Source organism: Methylomonas koyamae (assembly GCF_001644025.1).
In the GTDB taxonomy this organism is placed as follows: Bacteria; Pseudomonadota; Gammaproteobacteria; order Methylococcales; family Methylomonadaceae; genus Methylomonas; species Methylomonas koyamae_A.
This window is the reverse complement of sequence record NZ_LUUK01000179.1, coordinates 50,679-67,463: the sequence shown is the minus strand read 5'-3', so window position 1 is coordinate 67,463 and position 16,785 is coordinate 50,679. Positions and strand designations below refer to the sequence as shown.

Here is a 16,785-nt window from a genome sequence, read left to right as displayed (position 1 = left end):
ATCACGTTACCGGCTCAATCTAGCGTTGGTTCTCCAAGCGATGGGCCCGGCGTTTTTGCCGCCAACGGATGAAACCGGTGACGTAGAGTATCGCCGGCACCGGGCCGCAGGCCATGACCAATAGTTGCCCGGCCGGCCCGAGCGCCTGGCCGCTGTGCAAGCCGAATTGCCAGGCGTGAAAGCGGTCGCCGGCGCTGAGGTGGGCCGGGTCGGTTCGGTGCAATAGGGCGCCGGAATATTGATCGATGGTCAGGCGATGGCCGGCCAGCGTCGGCGTCACTTCGTCGCCGCCGAACAACTCGACGACGTAGACGCCGTCCGGCGCGGTCGGTAATGCCAGCGTCGCCGGTTTGCCGCCGGGAAAATAGCGCCGCGCCGCCGCGACGGCGGCATCCACCGACAGCGCGGGGCCGGCGCCGGGCGTCGAGTGCAAGTCGTCCGGAGCGGCCGTCAGCGGCGAAAAGCGATCGACGATGGCCCGGCTTTGCGCTGGAAAGTTCATGTAGGCGCCGGTGAACAGCAACGCGGCGAACACGACGAACCCGTAGCTCCCGGCCAATTTATGCAGATCGAACACCCGTCGCTGGCGGCTGGCGCCGGCCTTGGCCGTCAACGCCGCGCGCCATTTGCCGGGGTTCGGCCACCACAACGCCATACCGCTCAGGACCGAAACCAAACCGATCAAGCCGATGCCGCCCACCAGGGTTTGGCCGGTTTCGCCCAGCCAAAACGAGTCGTGAAATCGGTAAATCACGGTCATGAGCGGTCCGTGCCAACTGCAACAGGCGGCGAAGTCGCCCCACAAGCGCTGGCCGACCACGCTAGCGGTGTAGGGATCGACGAAAATTTCGTAGCTGTCCGGCGATGCCGGCAAGCGGTAACTGAAGCGGAAGGCTCGATCGGCTTGTTCGGGAAAAACCAGCCAGTCCAGCGGCGCGGCATCGGCCGGAAGGCGGGCTTGCGCCGCCGCGACGATTTCGGCCAAGGGCCGTGCCACAGCATCGGGCGGAACCGCTACCCGCGTCAGCTCACGATTCAACCAGGCATCCAGCGGCCAACCGAACACGATCAGGCTGCCGCTCAGGCCGATCAGCGCTAGCGGCAGGCCCAGGACCAGGCCCAGATAACGATGCAGCCTCAGCCACAGGCCGCGCAGGCGCCGGCGGCTCATTTAATACTCGATGCGCAACGAGCCCATGAAGGTGCGCGGCATGCCGTAATGGATGACCTGGCCGCCGTTGCTGCCGGAGTAATAGGTTTTATCCAACAGATTATCGACGTTCAATTGCAGGCTGGCCCGGCTGCCGCCGAGCTTGAGTTTATAGCCCGCCATCAGGTTGAAGACGGCGTAGCCGGGTAGGGTGTAGCTGTTGTCGAAGTCGCCCTTGCGGTTGCCGATCGCGGTCGCGCCGCCACCCAGCGTCAGACCGTTCAGGTCGCCGGACTGGAATTCGTAGGTGGTCCACAAGCTGCCGTTGTGGCGGGCGACGTTGGGGTTGCGCTTGCCGGTTTTGCCGGGCGTGACGTTGCCGGTGCCGTCGTCGGCATAATCCTTGGTGACTTCGACAAACGGGGTGTAGGCGTAGGCGCCGATGATCTGCCAGCCGGGCAGGATCTTGCCGGCCAAATCGACTTCCAGGCCGCGGCTTGCTACTTCGCCGATGGCCACCGAGCGGTTGGGATGCAGCGGATCGACGGTCGGCATGTTTTGCTTGGTCAAGTCGAAGTAGGCCAGCGTGCCGGTGAAGCGTTCGTCCCACAGCTCGGTCTTGACGCCGACTTCCCATTGCCGCGCCGTTTGCGGCCGGAGCGGCTTGTTATCCTGATCGAAGGCGTTGGTCGCGCCGAAGTTTTCGGTGTAGCTGCCGTAGACCGACAACTGCGGAATCGGCCGCCATAACAGACCGCCGCGCGGGCTGACCCGGTCGTCGACATAGCTGCTGAACGGCGCGAAATTGTCGGTGGTGGTGGCGTTGTCGTAACGCAAACCACCCAGCGCGTGCAGGTTGAAGGGCAGTTTGATCTGGTCTTGCAGATAAACGCCGTACCACTCGGTCAGGCTACCGTATTGGCCGACGTCGCCGCCGGCCAGCGACGGCCGGTTGGCCAAATGGCTGGGGTTGTAAACGTTGATCGGCAAGTCGCCGATGTAGTCGGCGTAATCGGCCATTTCGTCCTGCTGGTAATAATCGCCGCCGAGCAACAGCGTGTGATTGGCGCCCCAGGTGTCGAACTTGCCGGTCAGGTCGACGTTGGTGAAATAAGTGTTCATCGTGTCGGTTTGCTGACCGTAATAGCGGCTGTCCACGCCGTCGCCAATCCAGCCGTTGCGGCCCACATACACTTCGTCCTCGGTGACCAGCTGCGTGTTGAAGCGTTGCTTGATGTTCCAGGCGTCGTTGAAGTCGTGCGACCAATTCAGCCCCACCAAAATCTGTTCGTTATTGCGCTTGGCCCAGGATTCGCCGAGATTGCGTTCGCGCGGCAGTAGAATCGGCTTGCCGTTCAGCGGCGGAATGCCGATGTCCACCGGCGAGCGGATGTTGGCGTATTCCAGTTCCAGGCCAACGCGGGTGCGCGGGCTGATTTCCCAGACCAGGACCGGCGCGACGAAGATGTTTTCGTTCTTGTTGAATTCCTTGAACGAGTGGGCGTCTTCGTAGGACAAGTTCACCCGGTAGCGCAGCGATTTGTCGGCCGTTAACGGACCGGTCGCGTCGATCGCGGTGCGGTAAAAATCGTAAGAGCCGAATTGCTGTTGCAACGAATAATACGGATCGGCCAACGGTTGCTTGGTAACGATGTTGATGACGCCGCCGGGGTCGGCGCGGCCGTACAGAATAGAGCCGGGGCCTTTTAGCACTTCCACTCGCTCCACGTTGGCCATTTCCCTGGGTGAAAACAACCCCATCCGCAGGCCGTCGCGGTAGGTGTAAAAACTTTGAAAGCCGCGCACGTTAAAGCTTTCCACGGTCAAGTTGCCGGCCGGCTCGCGGGTCACGCCGCTGACGTTTTGCAGCGCCCGCTCCAAACGCACGCCTTGCTGATCCTCGATGACTTGTTGCGGAATCACCTTGACCGAAAACGGGGTTTCGATCAGCGCGGTATCGGTTTTGGTGGCGGTCGCGGCGGTGGGGCGGGTGTAGTCCGGATTGTAGGGGTTGGTGCTGTCGTAAATGGCGTTCGCGGTGACGGTCACCGCGCCCAGCGTCGAAGCGCCGTCGTTGCCGGCCGGCTTGAGGGTGACGGTACCGTCGGCGCCGATATGGAATGTCAGGCCGCTACCGGTCAGTAGGCGGCGCACGGCTTCCGTCAGCGTGAAATCGCCTTGCAGCGCCGGGCTGGTCTTGCCGGCGGCGGATTGTTCGGCATACAGCATCGCCGCGCCGGACTGGGCCGATAGCTGTTGCAAGGCCGAGACCAGGCTTTGCGCCGGAATGTTAAATCGGTGGATGCCTTCCTCGGCGTAGGCTTGCGCGGACATCAGCGCAATGCCGGCCGCCAGGCGTTTGATTGTCGGTGTCATATTCCTGTTCTCCATGTTTGGGGGTTACACAGGCATAGACGCAGCGGATTGAAAATCCCGCCAGCCAAGACGATTTGTGTCGCTTCGAGCTGGTTCGGAAGACTTGGGGGCATGTTCCCAGGCCGCGCCGCAACCCTTGTTGATTTGGCATCCCGTCCAGCCTTCCAGCCAACTCGCGAACACCGAAAACCGATATGGCCCGCATCTTGAATACTTTTTAAGCCAAGTCGCGATAAGATGGCCGGCTTGCTCGGTCCGGGTCGGCCGGCCGACGGAACCCGCGGCTGCCGTCGCGTCCGATGTCGGGTGGACGTTCGCGCGGCGGGCGAGCCGAGATTGTGTGGAATCCGACAATGTCGAATTCAGTTGAAGATTAATCAAACGAGGAGATGAAACCGTGCCTGGATTATTAGCCCATGTCGATCCGGATGGCTTGTTGGAATATTCGGTGGTCTACACCGACCGCGCGACCAATCATATGTCGGTAGTGTTTCAGGAAACCCTGCGCGACATCTCGCGCATTCTGAAAACCGTTTACAACGCCGAAGCGGCGATCGTCGTGCCGGGTTCCGGGACTTTCGGCATGGAAGCGGTGGCGCGCCAATTCGCCACCGGCAAAAAATGTCTGGTGATACGCAACGGCTGGTTCAGCTATCGCTGGACCCAGATTTTCGAGATGGGTGAGATTCCATCCGAAGCCATCGTGTTACAGGCCCGGCCCAACGAGGAGGGGCCGCAACCTGCCTATACGCCGGTGCCTATTGAAGAAGCGGTGGCGGCCATCGCCCGCGAGAAACCGGATTTTGTGTTTGCGCCGCACGTGGAAACCTCGGCCGGCATGATGTTGCCTGACGATTATTTGCGGGCGCTGGCCGACGCGGTGCACGCGGTCGGCGGGCTGTTTGTGCTGGATTGCATTGCCTCCGGCACGGTCTGGGTAGACATGAAGCAGCTTGGCGTGGACATCTTGATCAGCGCGCCGCAGAAAGACTGGAGCGCGTCGCCGTGTTGCGGTCTGGTGATGCTGGGTACGGCGGCGCGCGAGCGCATCGACGCGACGACCAGCACCAGTTTTGCCGCCGACCTGAAGAAATGGCTGCAAATCATGGAAACCTACGAGCAGGGCGGCCATGCCTACCACGCAACGATGCCGACCGACGGATTGCGCGGGTTGCGCGCGGTGATGCTGGAAACCGAAGCCTACGGTTTCGACAAGGTTAAGGACGAGCAGCTGGAATTGGGAAGTCGCGTGCGCGACTTGCTGGCCGAACGCGGCTTTAAATCGGTCGCCGCGACCGGTTTTGGTGCGCCGGGCGTGGTGGTGTGCTACACCAGCGACGACGACCTCAAGACCGGCAAGAAATTCGTCGATCTGGGTTTGCAGATCGCCGCCGGCGTGCCGTTGCAGTGCGGCGAAGGCGCGGATTTCAAAACCTTCCGGCTCGGTTTGTTCGGCTTGGACAAGCTGCAAAACCTCGACCGCACCGTGGCGACGCTGGCGGCGGCTTTGGACCAGTTGTAAGACTCGCCGCCGAGCGGTGTCGCGACGGCGCCTGGCCGAAGCCGGGTTGCGGTGTTGCCGGCGGCGGGGCGCGGCAACTCTGTTAAAATGCCGCCTCCTACTTTTTTAGGGCCGGGCTAGTTCTACTTTGTGAGATTGGTTGAAGATCGTCATGCCCGCCGGGAAGCGGGCATCCGGTGCCGTGGATGGTCTGCTTAAACCCGTCCATGGCGTTTGGATTCGCTCCACGCTCTAACGGGTCCGGCCTCCATGCCGGAATGACGATGCTTATTGAGTCATCTGACAAAGTACAACTAGGCCCAGCCTCTCTATCTAACGGATATTTTCTTGATCTCTACAGCTAACATCACGATGCAATTCGGGGCCAAGCCCCTGTTCGAAAACATTTCGGTTAAATTCGGCAACGGCCATCGCTTTGGTCTGATCGGTGCGAACGGTTGCGGCAAATCGACCTTTATGAAAATCCTCAGTGGTGATTTGGAGCCGTCGGCCGGCAATGTCAGCATCGCGCCCAACGATCGCATCGGCGTGTTGCGTCAGGATCAATTCGCCTACGAAGACCGCCGCGTATTGGACGTGGTGATGATGGGCCACGCCGAAATGTGGGCGGCGATGTCGGAACGCGACGCCATTTATGCCAATCTGGACGCGACCGAAGACGACTACATGCGCGCCGCCGAGTTGGAAGCCGTATTCGCCGAATACAACGGTTACACCGCCGAATCCCGAGCCGGCGAACTGCTGCTGGGGCTGGATATTCCGCTTGAGCAGCATAACGGTCCGATGAGCGCGGTCGCCCCCGGCTGGAAACTGCGGGTGTTGCTGGCCCAGGCCTTGTTCGCCGATCCGGACATCATGTTGCTCGACGAGCCGACCAACAACCTGGATATCAACACGATACGCTGGCTGGAAAACGTGCTGAACGAGCGCGAATCGACGATGGTGATCATTTCCCACGATCGGCATTTCTTGAACAGCGTCTGCACCCACATGGCCGATCTGGATTACGGCGAGCTGCGGGTGTATCCGGGCAACTACGACGATTACATGACCGCCGTGACCCAGGTCAGGGAGCAGTTGCTGGCCAGCAATGCCAAGAAAAAAGCCCAGATCGCCGAATTGCAGACCTTCGTCAGCCGGTTTTCGGCCAATGCCTCCAAGGCCAAGCAAGCCACGTCGCGGGCGCGGCAGTTGGAAAAGATCAAGCTCGATGAAGTCAAGCCGTCCAGCCGGGTCAACCCCTTTATTCGTTTCGACCAAGCCAAAAAACTGCATCGCTTGGCCGTGGAAGTGGAAAACCTCGGCAAAGGCTATGGCGAGCGGCCCTTGTTCGAAAACCTCAATTTGATGATCGCCGCCGGCGAGCGGGTGGCGGTGATCGGCCCCAACGGCATCGGTAAGTCCACCTTGTTGAAAACCCTGGTCGGCGAATTGGCGCCGGATCAAGGTGAGGTCAAGTGGGCCGAAAACGCCGATGTCGGCTATTTCGCGCAAGACCACGCCGAGGATTTTGCCGAAGATCTGACCTTGATCAATTGGATGGGCCAGTGGCGGAAGGAAAGCGACGACGATCAAGTGATACGCGGCACGCTGGGCCGTTTGTTGTTTTCGCAGGACGAGATCAATAAATCGGTGAAGGTGCTGTCCGGCGGCGAACAAGGCCGGATGCTGTTCGGCAAGCTAATCCTGCAAAAAAACAACGTGCTGGTGTTGGACGAGCCGACCAACCACTTGGACATGGAATCGATCGAATCGCTGAACATCGCGTTGGAAAACTACCCCGGCACATTGATTTTCGTCAGCCACGACCGCGAGTTCGTCTCGTCCTTGGCCACCCGCGTTATCGAACTCACCCCGAACGGCGTTGTCGATTACCAAGGCGAATACGAAGAGTATTTGCGCAGCCAGGATATTGCGTAGTCCCGTCCGCTTACTTAAAACGGCTCGGCACGATGCCATATTTTTTCAGCTTGGCGTAAACCGCTCTCGGCGTTAGCCCCATCGCGTCGGCGACCGGTTTGACGTTGCCGCGATGGTTTTGCAATGCCTGCCGCAGGAAGGCCGATTCGGCGTCATCGACCAAGCTTTGCTTGTGCGTTCGCCAGTCGTGGCCGACGGCGACAGGTTGTCTGTCCAGCTCAAGACGGGTCAATTCGCTGCCCTTGCAGAACAACACGCTGCGTTCCAACGTGTTTTCCAGCTCGCGCACGTTTCCGGGCCAATGGTAGGCGCGGATTTGTCCCATCACGTCGCGGCTGACCGACTGAACGTTTTTCGCGTAGGCTTGGTTCAGGCGTTTCAAGATCAATTGCACCAGATGTGGCAAGTCTTCCGGTCGTTGAGCCAACGGCGGTATCCATAGGCGCACCACATTCAAGCGATAGAATAAGTCCTGTCGAAATAAGCCTTGTTCGACGTGTTGCGTCAAGGATCGGTTGCTGGCCGAAACGATCCGCACGTCGACGTGCAAGGTGTGCTTGCCGCCGACCCGCTCCATCTCGCCCTCCTGAATCACGCGCAATAAGCGGGTTTGCGCGGCCGGGGACAAGGCATCGACTTCGTCGAGAAACAGTGTTCCGCCCTCGGCGCGTTCGAAAAAACCTTGATGAACCTCGATGGCGCCGGTAAACGCGCCTTTTTCGTGGCCGAACAACGCGCTTTCGATCAGACTTTCCGGTATAGCTCCGCAATTGATCGCCACGAACGGTTTGTGACCTCGGTCGCTCATCGCGTGTATCGCTCGCGCTATCAACTCCTTACCCACGCCGGTTTCGCCGTTAATCAGTACCGTGGCCTTAGTCGGCGCCACGACTTCAACTTGTTGCAAGACGCTTTGCATCGCCGCCGATTTGGCGACGATGGCCGGCGCTGGTTTGGTGGGATGACGCTTGGGTAGGCTCCACCAGACGTTACGCATCCGCTCTTCAATCCGCGAATGCAGCGCGGCCATTTCCAGCTTATCTTCCGGCTGATCCTCGCGGCGATATTCCAGACCGGGTTTGCCGACGGCGCCATCGCGCCGAGTGTGAATGCACACTTCGCAACCTCCGTTTTGCCGAGCGATGCTCTGGCGGATTTCGACTTTGGCGTAGCCGAAATTCCGGGCGGCGATTCCGCCAAACACGCTCGAGGTCATTCGACATAGTTCCGGAAAATTGCTTACGCCGTCCCCGAACGGACAACGGGTGTTAACGACGGTAATGGTGCCGGCCTCCACGGAAGCTAGCGAAAAATTGCCGCCGATATGATTTTTTAGAGCCAGAATCAAGTCGATGTAGGCGTCCTGGTCCAGTTCGCCGGACCGTCGGTATTCGGCCCGGTAAGTTTGCTCGAAGTACAGACCGGCACTCTTGGCGATGCGTTCGATCAAGGATTCGCAGTAGTCGCCGCCTTCCTGTTCGCAGGCGTGCATCAATTCCAGGATGAAGGTTTGCAGAAAAAACGCCGGGGAAATCTGGGAAAAATCGTGTTCGTTCATCGATCGCTAACAATTGAAATTAAATTTCACTCATTGAAGCACGGATTCGCGATTTGGCCGAATGGCTTGCGGTAGGTCTTTGATTTTACGCCGATCAGGCATGTTTTAAGGCTTGGCCCGCGTATTGCTGTACTCGATGCGCCAGCCGGGTAAATTGCCGATTTCATTAAATCCGCGGGCTGGATTTAACAACAACGATAACGATCTTTCGAGGACAACAACATGAGTGACAACAAACCGCCATTGAACCCGCATCCATTGAGCGAATACGTGGCCTGGGCCGGTAATCGCAATCGCGAACCGATTTTAGGCGTATTAAAAGAGAAACTCCCCAAAGATAAAGGTCGGGTTTTGGAAATGGCCAGCGGCAGCGGCATGCATATCAATTTTTTCGCGCCGCATTTCGACCACTTGCACTTCCATCCGACTGATAAGGATCTGGACGTCTTCGATAACATCAAGCAATTGACCGTGGATCACGGTAACGACAATATTGCCGACCCGGTCCATTTGGATTTGACCGATCCCGACACCTGGTTCAATCCCGGCGCGAAAGGCAGTTTCGACGCCATCTTTTGTATCAACATTTTTCAGGTTGCGCCGATCTCCATCGCCGACGGCATGATGGAGTGCGCCTCGCACTTGCTCGACAATCAGGGTATTTTGCTGATTTACGGCCCGTTCCGCGTGGAAGGCACTTTTACGACCGATTCGAACAAGGTGTTTCACGAAACTCTCAGTTCGGCGGGCGTTTCCGAGTGGGGCTTGAAAGATGTCGCCGATTTACGCGCCGCGGCCGAGCGGCACGGCATGGAATTGAAGGAGCAAATCGACATGCCGGCGAATAATTTCTCGCTGATTTTCGGCCGAAAATCCTAAGGAGGAGCGATGAGCGGATTCGGGTCGGCGGTTGTCATCGGGGTAGGGCCGGAGCGGGGATTGGGCGCCGCGTTGGCCAAACATTTCGCCGCGCAAGGGTTGCACGTATTCATTGCCGGACGTAGCGCCGGCAAACTGGAGCTGGTCGCCGAAAAAATCGCCCAGGCGGGCGGTCGGAGTAGTGCGGTAGTGGCCGATGCCACGTGCGAAACGGATGTCGAGCGTCTGTTCGACGCGATTCGCGAAAGCGGCTTGCCATTGGCGATCGCGGTGTATAACGTCGACAGCAACAACTGCGCGCCGTTGCTGGAAACCGACAGCGATATGTTTAGCCGCCTGTGGCGGCAAAACTGTCTCGGCGGGTTTTTATTCGGGAAACAGGCGGCCGCGATCATGCAATCCCAGGGACGTGGCACGTTGATTTTTACCGGCGCGACGGCCTCAACCCGCGCCAGACCGCCGTTTACCGCGTTCGCCGCCGCCAAGGCTGGCTTGCGGGCCTTAGCGCAGGGCATGGCGCGGGAGTTCGGGCCCAAGGGTGTCCACGTCGTTCATACCATTATCGACGGCGTTATCGACGGCGACAGGGCAAGAGGCCAGTTTTCCCGATACGTCTCGACCAAGGGCGACGACGGCTTGTTAAAGCTGGAGGCGCTGGCCGAAAGCTACTGGGCGCTGCACCGGCAGCATCCCAGCGCCTGGACGCAGGAACTGGATTTTCGACCTTTTAAGGAGCCGTTTTGAACAGATTGGCCGATCGATCGGCGCAAGCCAAGACTCGTCGGCGCCGACCGATAAGTTAACGATAGTCAAACGGTGTTCGTGCACTGGAAATTACAGGATCGGTTTGTGAGCGGCGATTGGGAGTATTCCTAGACCCGTATGTCGGTACGCCTTCCAACGCCTTTCAGAGTAAACACACTAATTCAAACGAGGTAGACGGATGAAAATATTTTTGTATGCGGAGTTCCAAGTGGCGATTCCGTTCGAGCATATTGATTGGAGACCGATCAATGTCGAGATGAAAACATATCCGGGTTTAAAGTCCAAAACTTGGTTGAGCGGTATCAACAATCACACGGTAGGCGGTTTTTACGAATTCGATTCGATAGAAAATGCCCAACGTTATATCGACGGCTTGTTACTGCCGTTTACCCAACAAGTGAAGGGCAATTTGTCGGTAAAACTGTTCGATGGCGACGTCACCCAAGACGCCAATATCGGCATGGACTCCCCGTTTTATACGGGTGGATAGCCTGAATGACGATGACGTTGCCCGTCGCGTTCAACATCGGAAGCCACGCACTTGAAATTCGTTAGAAGACGTCACGTTTACGCCAATATCGGCACGTTACCCTGGCGTTTCCAGGCGATCGGTCGCAAAGTCCGGCGCAGGGACGCCTAATGCGCGAGGGATGATCGTAACCGTACGCGGGGCGATGACATCCACGTTGATGTTCTCGGTACTGCCGGCGCTGTCGACGATGATGGAGTTTTCCTTCGAGACCTGGACTTTCTTTGCGCTGCCCTGTTGTTCCAGCTCGGCTTTTTCCAGGCTGAAGCCCAGCTCTTCGGGAATCACCGTGCCGCCGGTCAGAATCGCCATGTCTTCCAGCATGGCTTTGCGGCGGTCGCCGAAGCCGAGCGCCTTGACCGCGCAGACTTTCAATATGCCGCGCAAGGTGTTGACCACCAGGGTGGCCAGCGCTTCGCCTTCCACGTCTTCGGCGACGATCAGTAGCGAACGGCCGGCTTTGGAGACTTTTTCCAACGGCGGGATCAGATCGCGGATGTTCGATATTTTCTTGTCGTGCGGCAGGATATAAGGATTTTCCAGTTCGGCGGTCATGCCTCTTTTTGGTTGGCGAACTACGGCCAGATGTAGCCGCGGTCGAACTGATTGCCTTCCACCACCTCAAGCTCGTTCTGCATGCTGGAGCCTTCCTCGACGGTAATCAAGCTTTCCTTGCCGACCTTGTCCATCGCATCGGCGATGATTTGACCTACAGCGTCGTCGGAGTTGGCCTAAATGGTACCGACTTGGGCGATGGCTTTGCTGTCGGTGCGGGGCTTGGACAGTTTTTTCAATTCCTCGACTGCGACGCTAACGGCTTGGTCGATGCCGCGCTTGATGCTCATAGGATTGGCGCCGGCCGAGACCGATTTTAAACCATCGCGGACGATGGCTTGCGCAAGACCCGTGGCGGTGGTAGTGCCGTCGCCGGCCACGTCGGAAGTCTTGGAAGACACTTCCTTGACCATTTGGGCGCCCATGTTCTCGAACTTGCCTTTCAGCTCGATTTCTTTTGCTACGGAGACGCCGTCCTTGGTCACGGTCGGCGCGCCGAAACTGCGCTCCAATACTACATTGCGGCCTTTCGGGCTCAGAGTTTGTTTGACGGTATCGGCCAGAACATTCACCCCGCCAGCATGCGTTGGCGGGCTTCGCCGGCAAATAACACTTGTTTGGCAGCCATAAATGCTTTTCCTCCAAAAACACTTCAATCGGAATGTTAAAAATGAATCGTCTTGGAAATTCAGCCTTCTAAGACGCCGAGGATTTCGTCCTCGCGCACCATGACATGCTCGACGCCGCCGACCTTGACTTCGTCCCCAAGCGAAATTACATCTGCGATTGCAGATAGTTTTCCAGGCCGACCATTTGGATCAGGCCCAATTGCTGTTCCAGCCAATGAGCGTGGTCTTCTTCAGTGTCGTCCAGCATCACTTCCAGGATTTCGCGGGTTTGGTAATCGCGCACGCTTTCGCAGTAGGCGATGACTTTGCGCAACGCGCCGACTACTGAAATTTCCACCGCCAGATCGTTTTTCAGCATCTCCGGCACCGTCGCGCCGACCAACAGCGGGTCGCGTTTGGACAGATTCGGCGTCCCCTCCAGGAACAGAATCCGCTTGATTAGCGCGTCGGCATGGTTGGTTTCGTCTTGTACTTCGTGGGCGATGCGCTCGTACAGTTTGTGTAATCCCCAGTTCTGATACATTCGGGAATGCACGAAGTATTGGTCTATCGCCGTTAGCTCGCCCGCCAGCAGTTCGTTGAGGTAGTCGATGACTTGTTTGTCGCCTTGCATATCCGCTCTCCCGTGTTGAATTGTCTGGGGACTATGGTAATACAAAACCCTTTGGTCCGGTGGTGTTCCGGGCGGTGGCTCGGGCTTTTCCGGCTTTCTGACTATACTCAGGATGTCCACCGCATTCGCGGTAGCGATTCCTGTTAATGAAGGTTCTCACCTTGGCCCCACGGATTGGCGATTGGCGCCGTTCACGGTAAGCTTGGGCTGGCTTCGATCGGCGTCGTCCAGGAGGGGAGATATGTCCGAGTTAAAGACCACACCACTTTACGATTTGCATGGCCGGCTAGGCGCGAAAATGACCGCCTTTGCCGGTTATCGGATGCCGGTGCAATACCGAAACGGCATTCTGCGCGAGCATCGGCATTGTCGAGAGCAGGCCGGATTGTTCGATATTTCGCACATGGGTCAGTGTCTGGTGCTGGGCAAGCATGCCGCCGAAGCACTGGACCAATTGACGCCGGGCGGCATGACCGAACTTACGATCGGCGCGCAGAAATACTCGGTGTTAACCCACCCCGACGGCGGCGTGATCGACGACATCATCGTCACCCGGATTCCGTCCGGGGTATCGATTGTGGTCAACGCCGGCTGCAAAGCCGGCGATTTTGCCTATCTGCAATCCGTTTTGCCCGCCTCTTGCGAATTCGTCGAACAGTCCGAGTTGGCGCTGTTGGCATTACAAGGACCGTCGGCCGCGACTATTCTCGAAAAGCTTTCGCCAAGTGCCTCGGCCTTGAAATTCATGCAGGTTTGCGACGACGACATCGCCGGGATCGCTTGCCACATTAGTCGTAGCGGTTACACCGGCGAGGATGGATTCGAGCTGTCGGTGCATGTTGACGATGTCGAGCGGCTAGCGGTTTTGTTGCTGGAACAGGATGGCGTAGCGCCGATAGGCTTGGGTGCCCGCGATACCCTGCGTTTGGAAGCCGGTTTATGTCTGTACGGCCACGAGCTGAGTGCCGATATTAGCCCGGTCGATGCCGGGTTGTCGTGGGTATTTAAACAAGGTCATCAAGATTTTCCAGGCAGTTCGATCATTCTGCCGCAGTTGCAACATGGACCGCGCCGGCGAAGGGTCGGATTGAGCATAACCGGCAAAATGCCGGTGCGCGATGGTGCCAAGCTGTTTGCCGGCGAGCGGCCGGTCGGCGTTGTCACCAGCGGCGGCTATTCGCCAACGCTAGGCCGGCCGATCGCGATGGCCTTGGTCGAAGCGGCCTGCAGCCAAGTCGGTACCGAATTGCTTGCCCAAGTCCGGGACCAAACCGTACAGGCCAGCGTCTGTCGGTTGCCCTTTGTTCCTCACCGTTATCGGAGATAGGCTATGTCGGAACGTCTAGGTCTCGATCAATTGGAAATGCGCGGCAACTTCATCCAACGTCATATCGGCCCGGACCGCGAACAGGCTCAAGCCATGTTGGCCGCGTTGGGTTTGGAAAGGCTGGAGGACCTGATCGATAAAGTGGTGCCGGCCGACATTCTGAACCGTGAGCCACTCAAACTTACCGAAACCATCAGTGAGCGGGCGGTCATCAAATATCTGCGGCGGATGCGCGAGCGCAATCAGGTGCTGACTTCGATGATCGGCATGGGCTATTACGACACTATCCTGCCGTCGGTGATCAAGCGGAATGTCCTTGAGAATCCAGGTTGGTATACCGCCTACACGCCCTATCAGGCCGAAGTGAGCCAGGGCCGGTTGGAGGCGCTGTTGAATTTCCAGCAGATGATCATCGATCTGACCGGCATGGAACTGGCGAACGCTTCGCTGCTGGACGAAGCCACTGCGGTCGCCGAAGCGATGACGATGTCGCGGCGGCTGGCGAAGAGCTCGTCGAATCTGGTGGTCGTGGACCGCGATTGCCATCCGCAAACGATCGCCGTCGTGCAAACTAGGGCCAGTTCGTTGGGTTATCGCGTGCTGGTGACCGACCCGTTCGACGCTTTGGAACAACATGAGTTTTTCGCGCTGATTCTGCAATATCCGGGCTGTAGCGGCGAGATTCACGATTTGACTGCCCCCATTGCCATCGCCCACCAAAAGCAAGCGCTGGCGACGGTGGCCGCCGACTTGCTGAGCTTGGTGTTGCTGAAGCCGCCGGCGGCGCTCGATGCCGATATCGCGGTCGGCAGCGCGCAGCGCTTCGGCGTGCCTATGGGTTACGGCGGTCCGCACGCGGCTTATTTCGCCACCCGCGACGAGTTCAAGCGTTCGGTGCCGGGCCGGATCATCGGCGTGTCCAGGGACGTGCACGGCCAGATGGCCCTGCGCATGGCCTTGCAGACTCGCGAGCAGCACATTCGCCGCGATAAGGCGACCAGCAACATTTGTACTTCCCAAGTATTGCTGGCTGTGATCGCCGGTTTTTACGCGGTTTACCACGGTGCGGCTGGCTTGCGTTTGATTGCCGGTCGGGTGCATCGCTACGCGCAAATTTTGGCCGCCGGCATCGTCGAAAGCGGGCATCAGGTGGTTAGCCTTTGTTATTTCGATACGATTGTCGTCCGCATGCCCAACCGAGCCAAACGCATTGCCGCCCAAGCCGAGGAAGCCGGCATCAATCTGCGGGTGATCGACGCCGATCACGTCGGAATTTCGCTGGACGAAACCACGACTCGGGATCATCTGCGGGCGCTGTGGCAGGTGTTCGTGTCGCCGGTCGCCGATTTGCCGGACATTAACGGCCTGGATGGTCGATTGAGCGAATGTATTCCGGAAAAGCTGTTGCGCGGCGACGCGATTTTGCGGCATCCGGTGTTCAGCCTGTACCACTCCGAAACCGAGATGATGCGCTACATGCGCCGGCTGGCGCGGCGCGACATCGCGTTGGATAGGTCTATGATTCCGCTCGGTTCGTGTACGATGAAGTTGAACGCGGCGACCGAGATGCAGGCGATCTCGTTTTACGAATTCAACGCGATGCACCCCTTCGTACCGCTGTATCAAGCCCAGGGCTATCAGCAATTGTTCGCCGAATTGGAAGACATGCTGTGCGACCTGACCGGCTTCCAAGCCTTTTCGTTTCAACCGAACGCCGGTTCGCAGGGCGAATATACCGGCTTGCTGGTGATTCGCAAATTCCACGACATCAACGGCCAAAGCCAGCGTACGGTGTGCTTGATTCCGGCGTCCGCGCACGGCACCAACCCGGCGAGCGCGGCGCTGGCCGGGTTGCAAGTCGTCGTCGTGGCTTGCGACGACCACGGCAACGTCAGCGTCGACGATTTGCGCGCGAAATTGGCCGAACATGGCGATCGCGTCGCGGCCTTGATGATTACCTATCCCTCGACCCACGGCGTTTACGAACAGGCGTTCCGGCAAATCTGCGAACTGGTGCATCAAGCCGGCGGCCAGGTGTATATGGACGGCGCCAACTTCAACGCGTTGGTTGGATTGTGCCGGCCGGGCGCGATCGGTGCCGACGTAATGCATTTGAATCTGCACAAGACCTTCTGCATTCCGCACGGTGGCGGCGGTCCGGGCGTCGGGCCTATCGGCGTGCGCGAACATCTGGCGCCATTTCTGCCGGATCATCCGGTAGTGGAGGGCGTCAATCCGCTGAAGGGCGAACATGGCACCGTCGGCACGGTGTCGGCGGCGCCGTGGGGCTCGGCCAGCATATTGACCATCTCCTGGGCTTACATCGCGATGATGGGCGCGGCCGGTCTGAAACGGGCCACGCTGACCGCGCTATTGAACGCCAATTACGTCGCGCGCCGGTTGGCGCCGCACTATCCGATTTTGTACACCGACGCGAACGGCTGGGTGGCTCACGAGTGCATCATCGATTGCCACGAGTTCAAGAAGACCGCCAACGTCAGCGTCGAGGATATCGCCAAGCGCTTGATCGACTACGGCTTTCACGCGCCGACCGTGGCGTTCCCGGTCGCCGATACTTTAATGATCGAGCCGACCGAAAGCGAAAATCAGGCCGAAATCGACCGCTTTTGCGATGCGATGATCGCGATTCGGCACGAAATCCGCGAGATCGAAGCGGGGCGCGCGGCTATCGACAACAACCTTTTGCACAACGCGCCGCATACCCATAGGCTGTTGCTGCAGCAATGGAACTTGCCGTATTCGCGGCAACAAGCACTGTTTCCAGATAGCCACCAGCACGACGACAAGTATTGGCCGCCGGTCGGCCGCATCGACAATGTCTACGGTGATCGCCACGTGTTCTGTAGCTGTCCTTTGGATTGGACGGAAGCGGATTCAGGCGCGGTTTGATGCTTGCAGCGACTCGGTATTTTTAGCTTCGGCGCGCCAATTCTCTTCGAAA

Annotated in this window: 11 protein-coding genes and 1 pseudogene; 7 read left to right on the top strand and 5 right to left on the bottom strand. The window is 58.5% G+C overall.

Going from position 1 to position 16,785, the window contains the following annotated elements; genetic code table 11:
- Positions 1-19 precede the first annotated feature (19 nt).
- Positions 20-1,171, bottom strand: coding sequence for a PepSY-associated TM helix domain-containing protein (locus tag A1355_RS15515; RefSeq protein WP_064029760.1), 1,152 nt, complete (start codon positions 1,169-1,171; stop codon positions 20-22).
- Positions 1,172-3,526 carry a TonB-dependent siderophore receptor gene (locus A1355_RS15510; RefSeq protein ID WP_064029819.1) on the bottom strand — a complete coding sequence of 785 codons (2,355 nt, stop codon included), beginning with the start codon at positions 3,524-3,526 and terminating at the stop codon, positions 1,172-1,174.
- 397 nt (positions 3,527-3,923) lie between these two features.
- Here A1355_RS15510 and A1355_RS15500 point away from each other — a divergent pair, with 397 nt between their 5' ends.
- Together A1355_RS15500 and A1355_RS15495 are read left to right on the top strand one after the other, a co-directional pair.
- Positions 3,924-5,048, top strand: a complete 1,125-nt coding sequence (locus A1355_RS15500; protein WP_064029756.1) for an aminotransferase class V-fold PLP-dependent enzyme — start codon at positions 3,924-3,926, stop codon at positions 5,046-5,048.
- A 327-nt stretch (positions 5,049-5,375) separates the two neighbouring features.
- Positions 5,376-6,968, top strand: a complete 1,593-nt coding sequence (locus A1355_RS15495; protein ID WP_064029754.1) for an ABC-F family ATPase — start codon at positions 5,376-5,378, stop codon at positions 6,966-6,968.
- 10 nt (positions 6,969-6,978) lie between these two features.
- On the opposite strand, the gene A1355_RS15490 is transcribed toward A1355_RS15495, so the two are convergent.
- Positions 6,979-8,526 carry a sigma 54-interacting transcriptional regulator gene (locus A1355_RS15490; RefSeq protein WP_064029752.1) on the bottom strand — a complete coding sequence of 516 codons (1,548 nt, stop codon included), beginning with the start codon at positions 8,524-8,526 and terminating at the stop codon, positions 6,979-6,981.
- Between the two features lie 222 nt (positions 8,527-8,748).
- On the opposite strand from A1355_RS15490, the gene A1355_RS15485 reads away from it, so the two are divergent.
- From A1355_RS15485 to A1355_RS15475, 3 genes are all read left to right on the top strand, one after another.
- Entirely contained in the window at positions 8,749-9,405 is a 657-nt protein-coding gene (locus A1355_RS15485; RefSeq protein ID WP_064029751.1) for a DUF938 domain-containing protein, read from the top strand.
- A gap of 9 nt (positions 9,406-9,414) precedes the next feature.
- The gene (locus A1355_RS15480; RefSeq protein WP_064029749.1) at positions 9,415-10,149 is read left to right on the top strand and encodes an SDR family NAD(P)-dependent oxidoreductase; all 735 of its coding nucleotides are present in this window, start codon (positions 9,415-9,417) and stop codon (positions 10,147-10,149) included.
- Positions 10,150-10,348: 199 nt separating this feature from the next.
- Complete coding sequence (locus A1355_RS15475) at positions 10,349-10,660, top strand: hypothetical protein (RefSeq protein ID WP_064029747.1); 312 nt, start codon at positions 10,349-10,351, stop codon at positions 10,658-10,660.
- 213 nt (positions 10,661-10,873) lie between these two features.
- Here A1355_RS15475 and groEL read toward each other — a convergent pair.
- Both groEL and bfr read right to left on the bottom strand, forming a co-directional pair.
- Positions 10,874-11,882, bottom strand: a pseudogene (groEL, locus tag A1355_RS15470) (chaperonin GroEL); the annotation flags it as partial.
- A 146-nt stretch (positions 11,883-12,028) separates the two neighbouring features.
- Positions 12,029-12,496 carry a bacterioferritin gene (gene bfr / locus A1355_RS15465; RefSeq protein ID WP_064029745.1) on the bottom strand — a complete coding sequence of 156 codons (468 nt, stop codon included), beginning with the start codon at positions 12,494-12,496 and terminating at the stop codon, positions 12,029-12,031.
- 241 nt (positions 12,497-12,737) lie between these two features.
- Here bfr and gcvT point away from each other — a divergent pair, with 241 nt between their 5' ends.
- Positions 12,738-13,823 (top strand): glycine cleavage system aminomethyltransferase GcvT, encoded by a 1,086-nt coding sequence (gene gcvT / locus A1355_RS15460; RefSeq protein WP_064029743.1) that lies wholly within the window; start codon positions 12,738-12,740, stop codon positions 13,821-13,823.
- A gap of 3 nt (positions 13,824-13,826) precedes the next feature.
- Positions 13,827-16,733, top strand: a complete 2,907-nt coding sequence (gene gcvP, locus A1355_RS15455) for an aminomethyl-transferring glycine dehydrogenase (protein ID WP_064029741.1) — start codon at positions 13,827-13,829, stop codon at positions 16,731-16,733.
- Positions 16,734-16,785 lie beyond the last annotated feature (52 nt).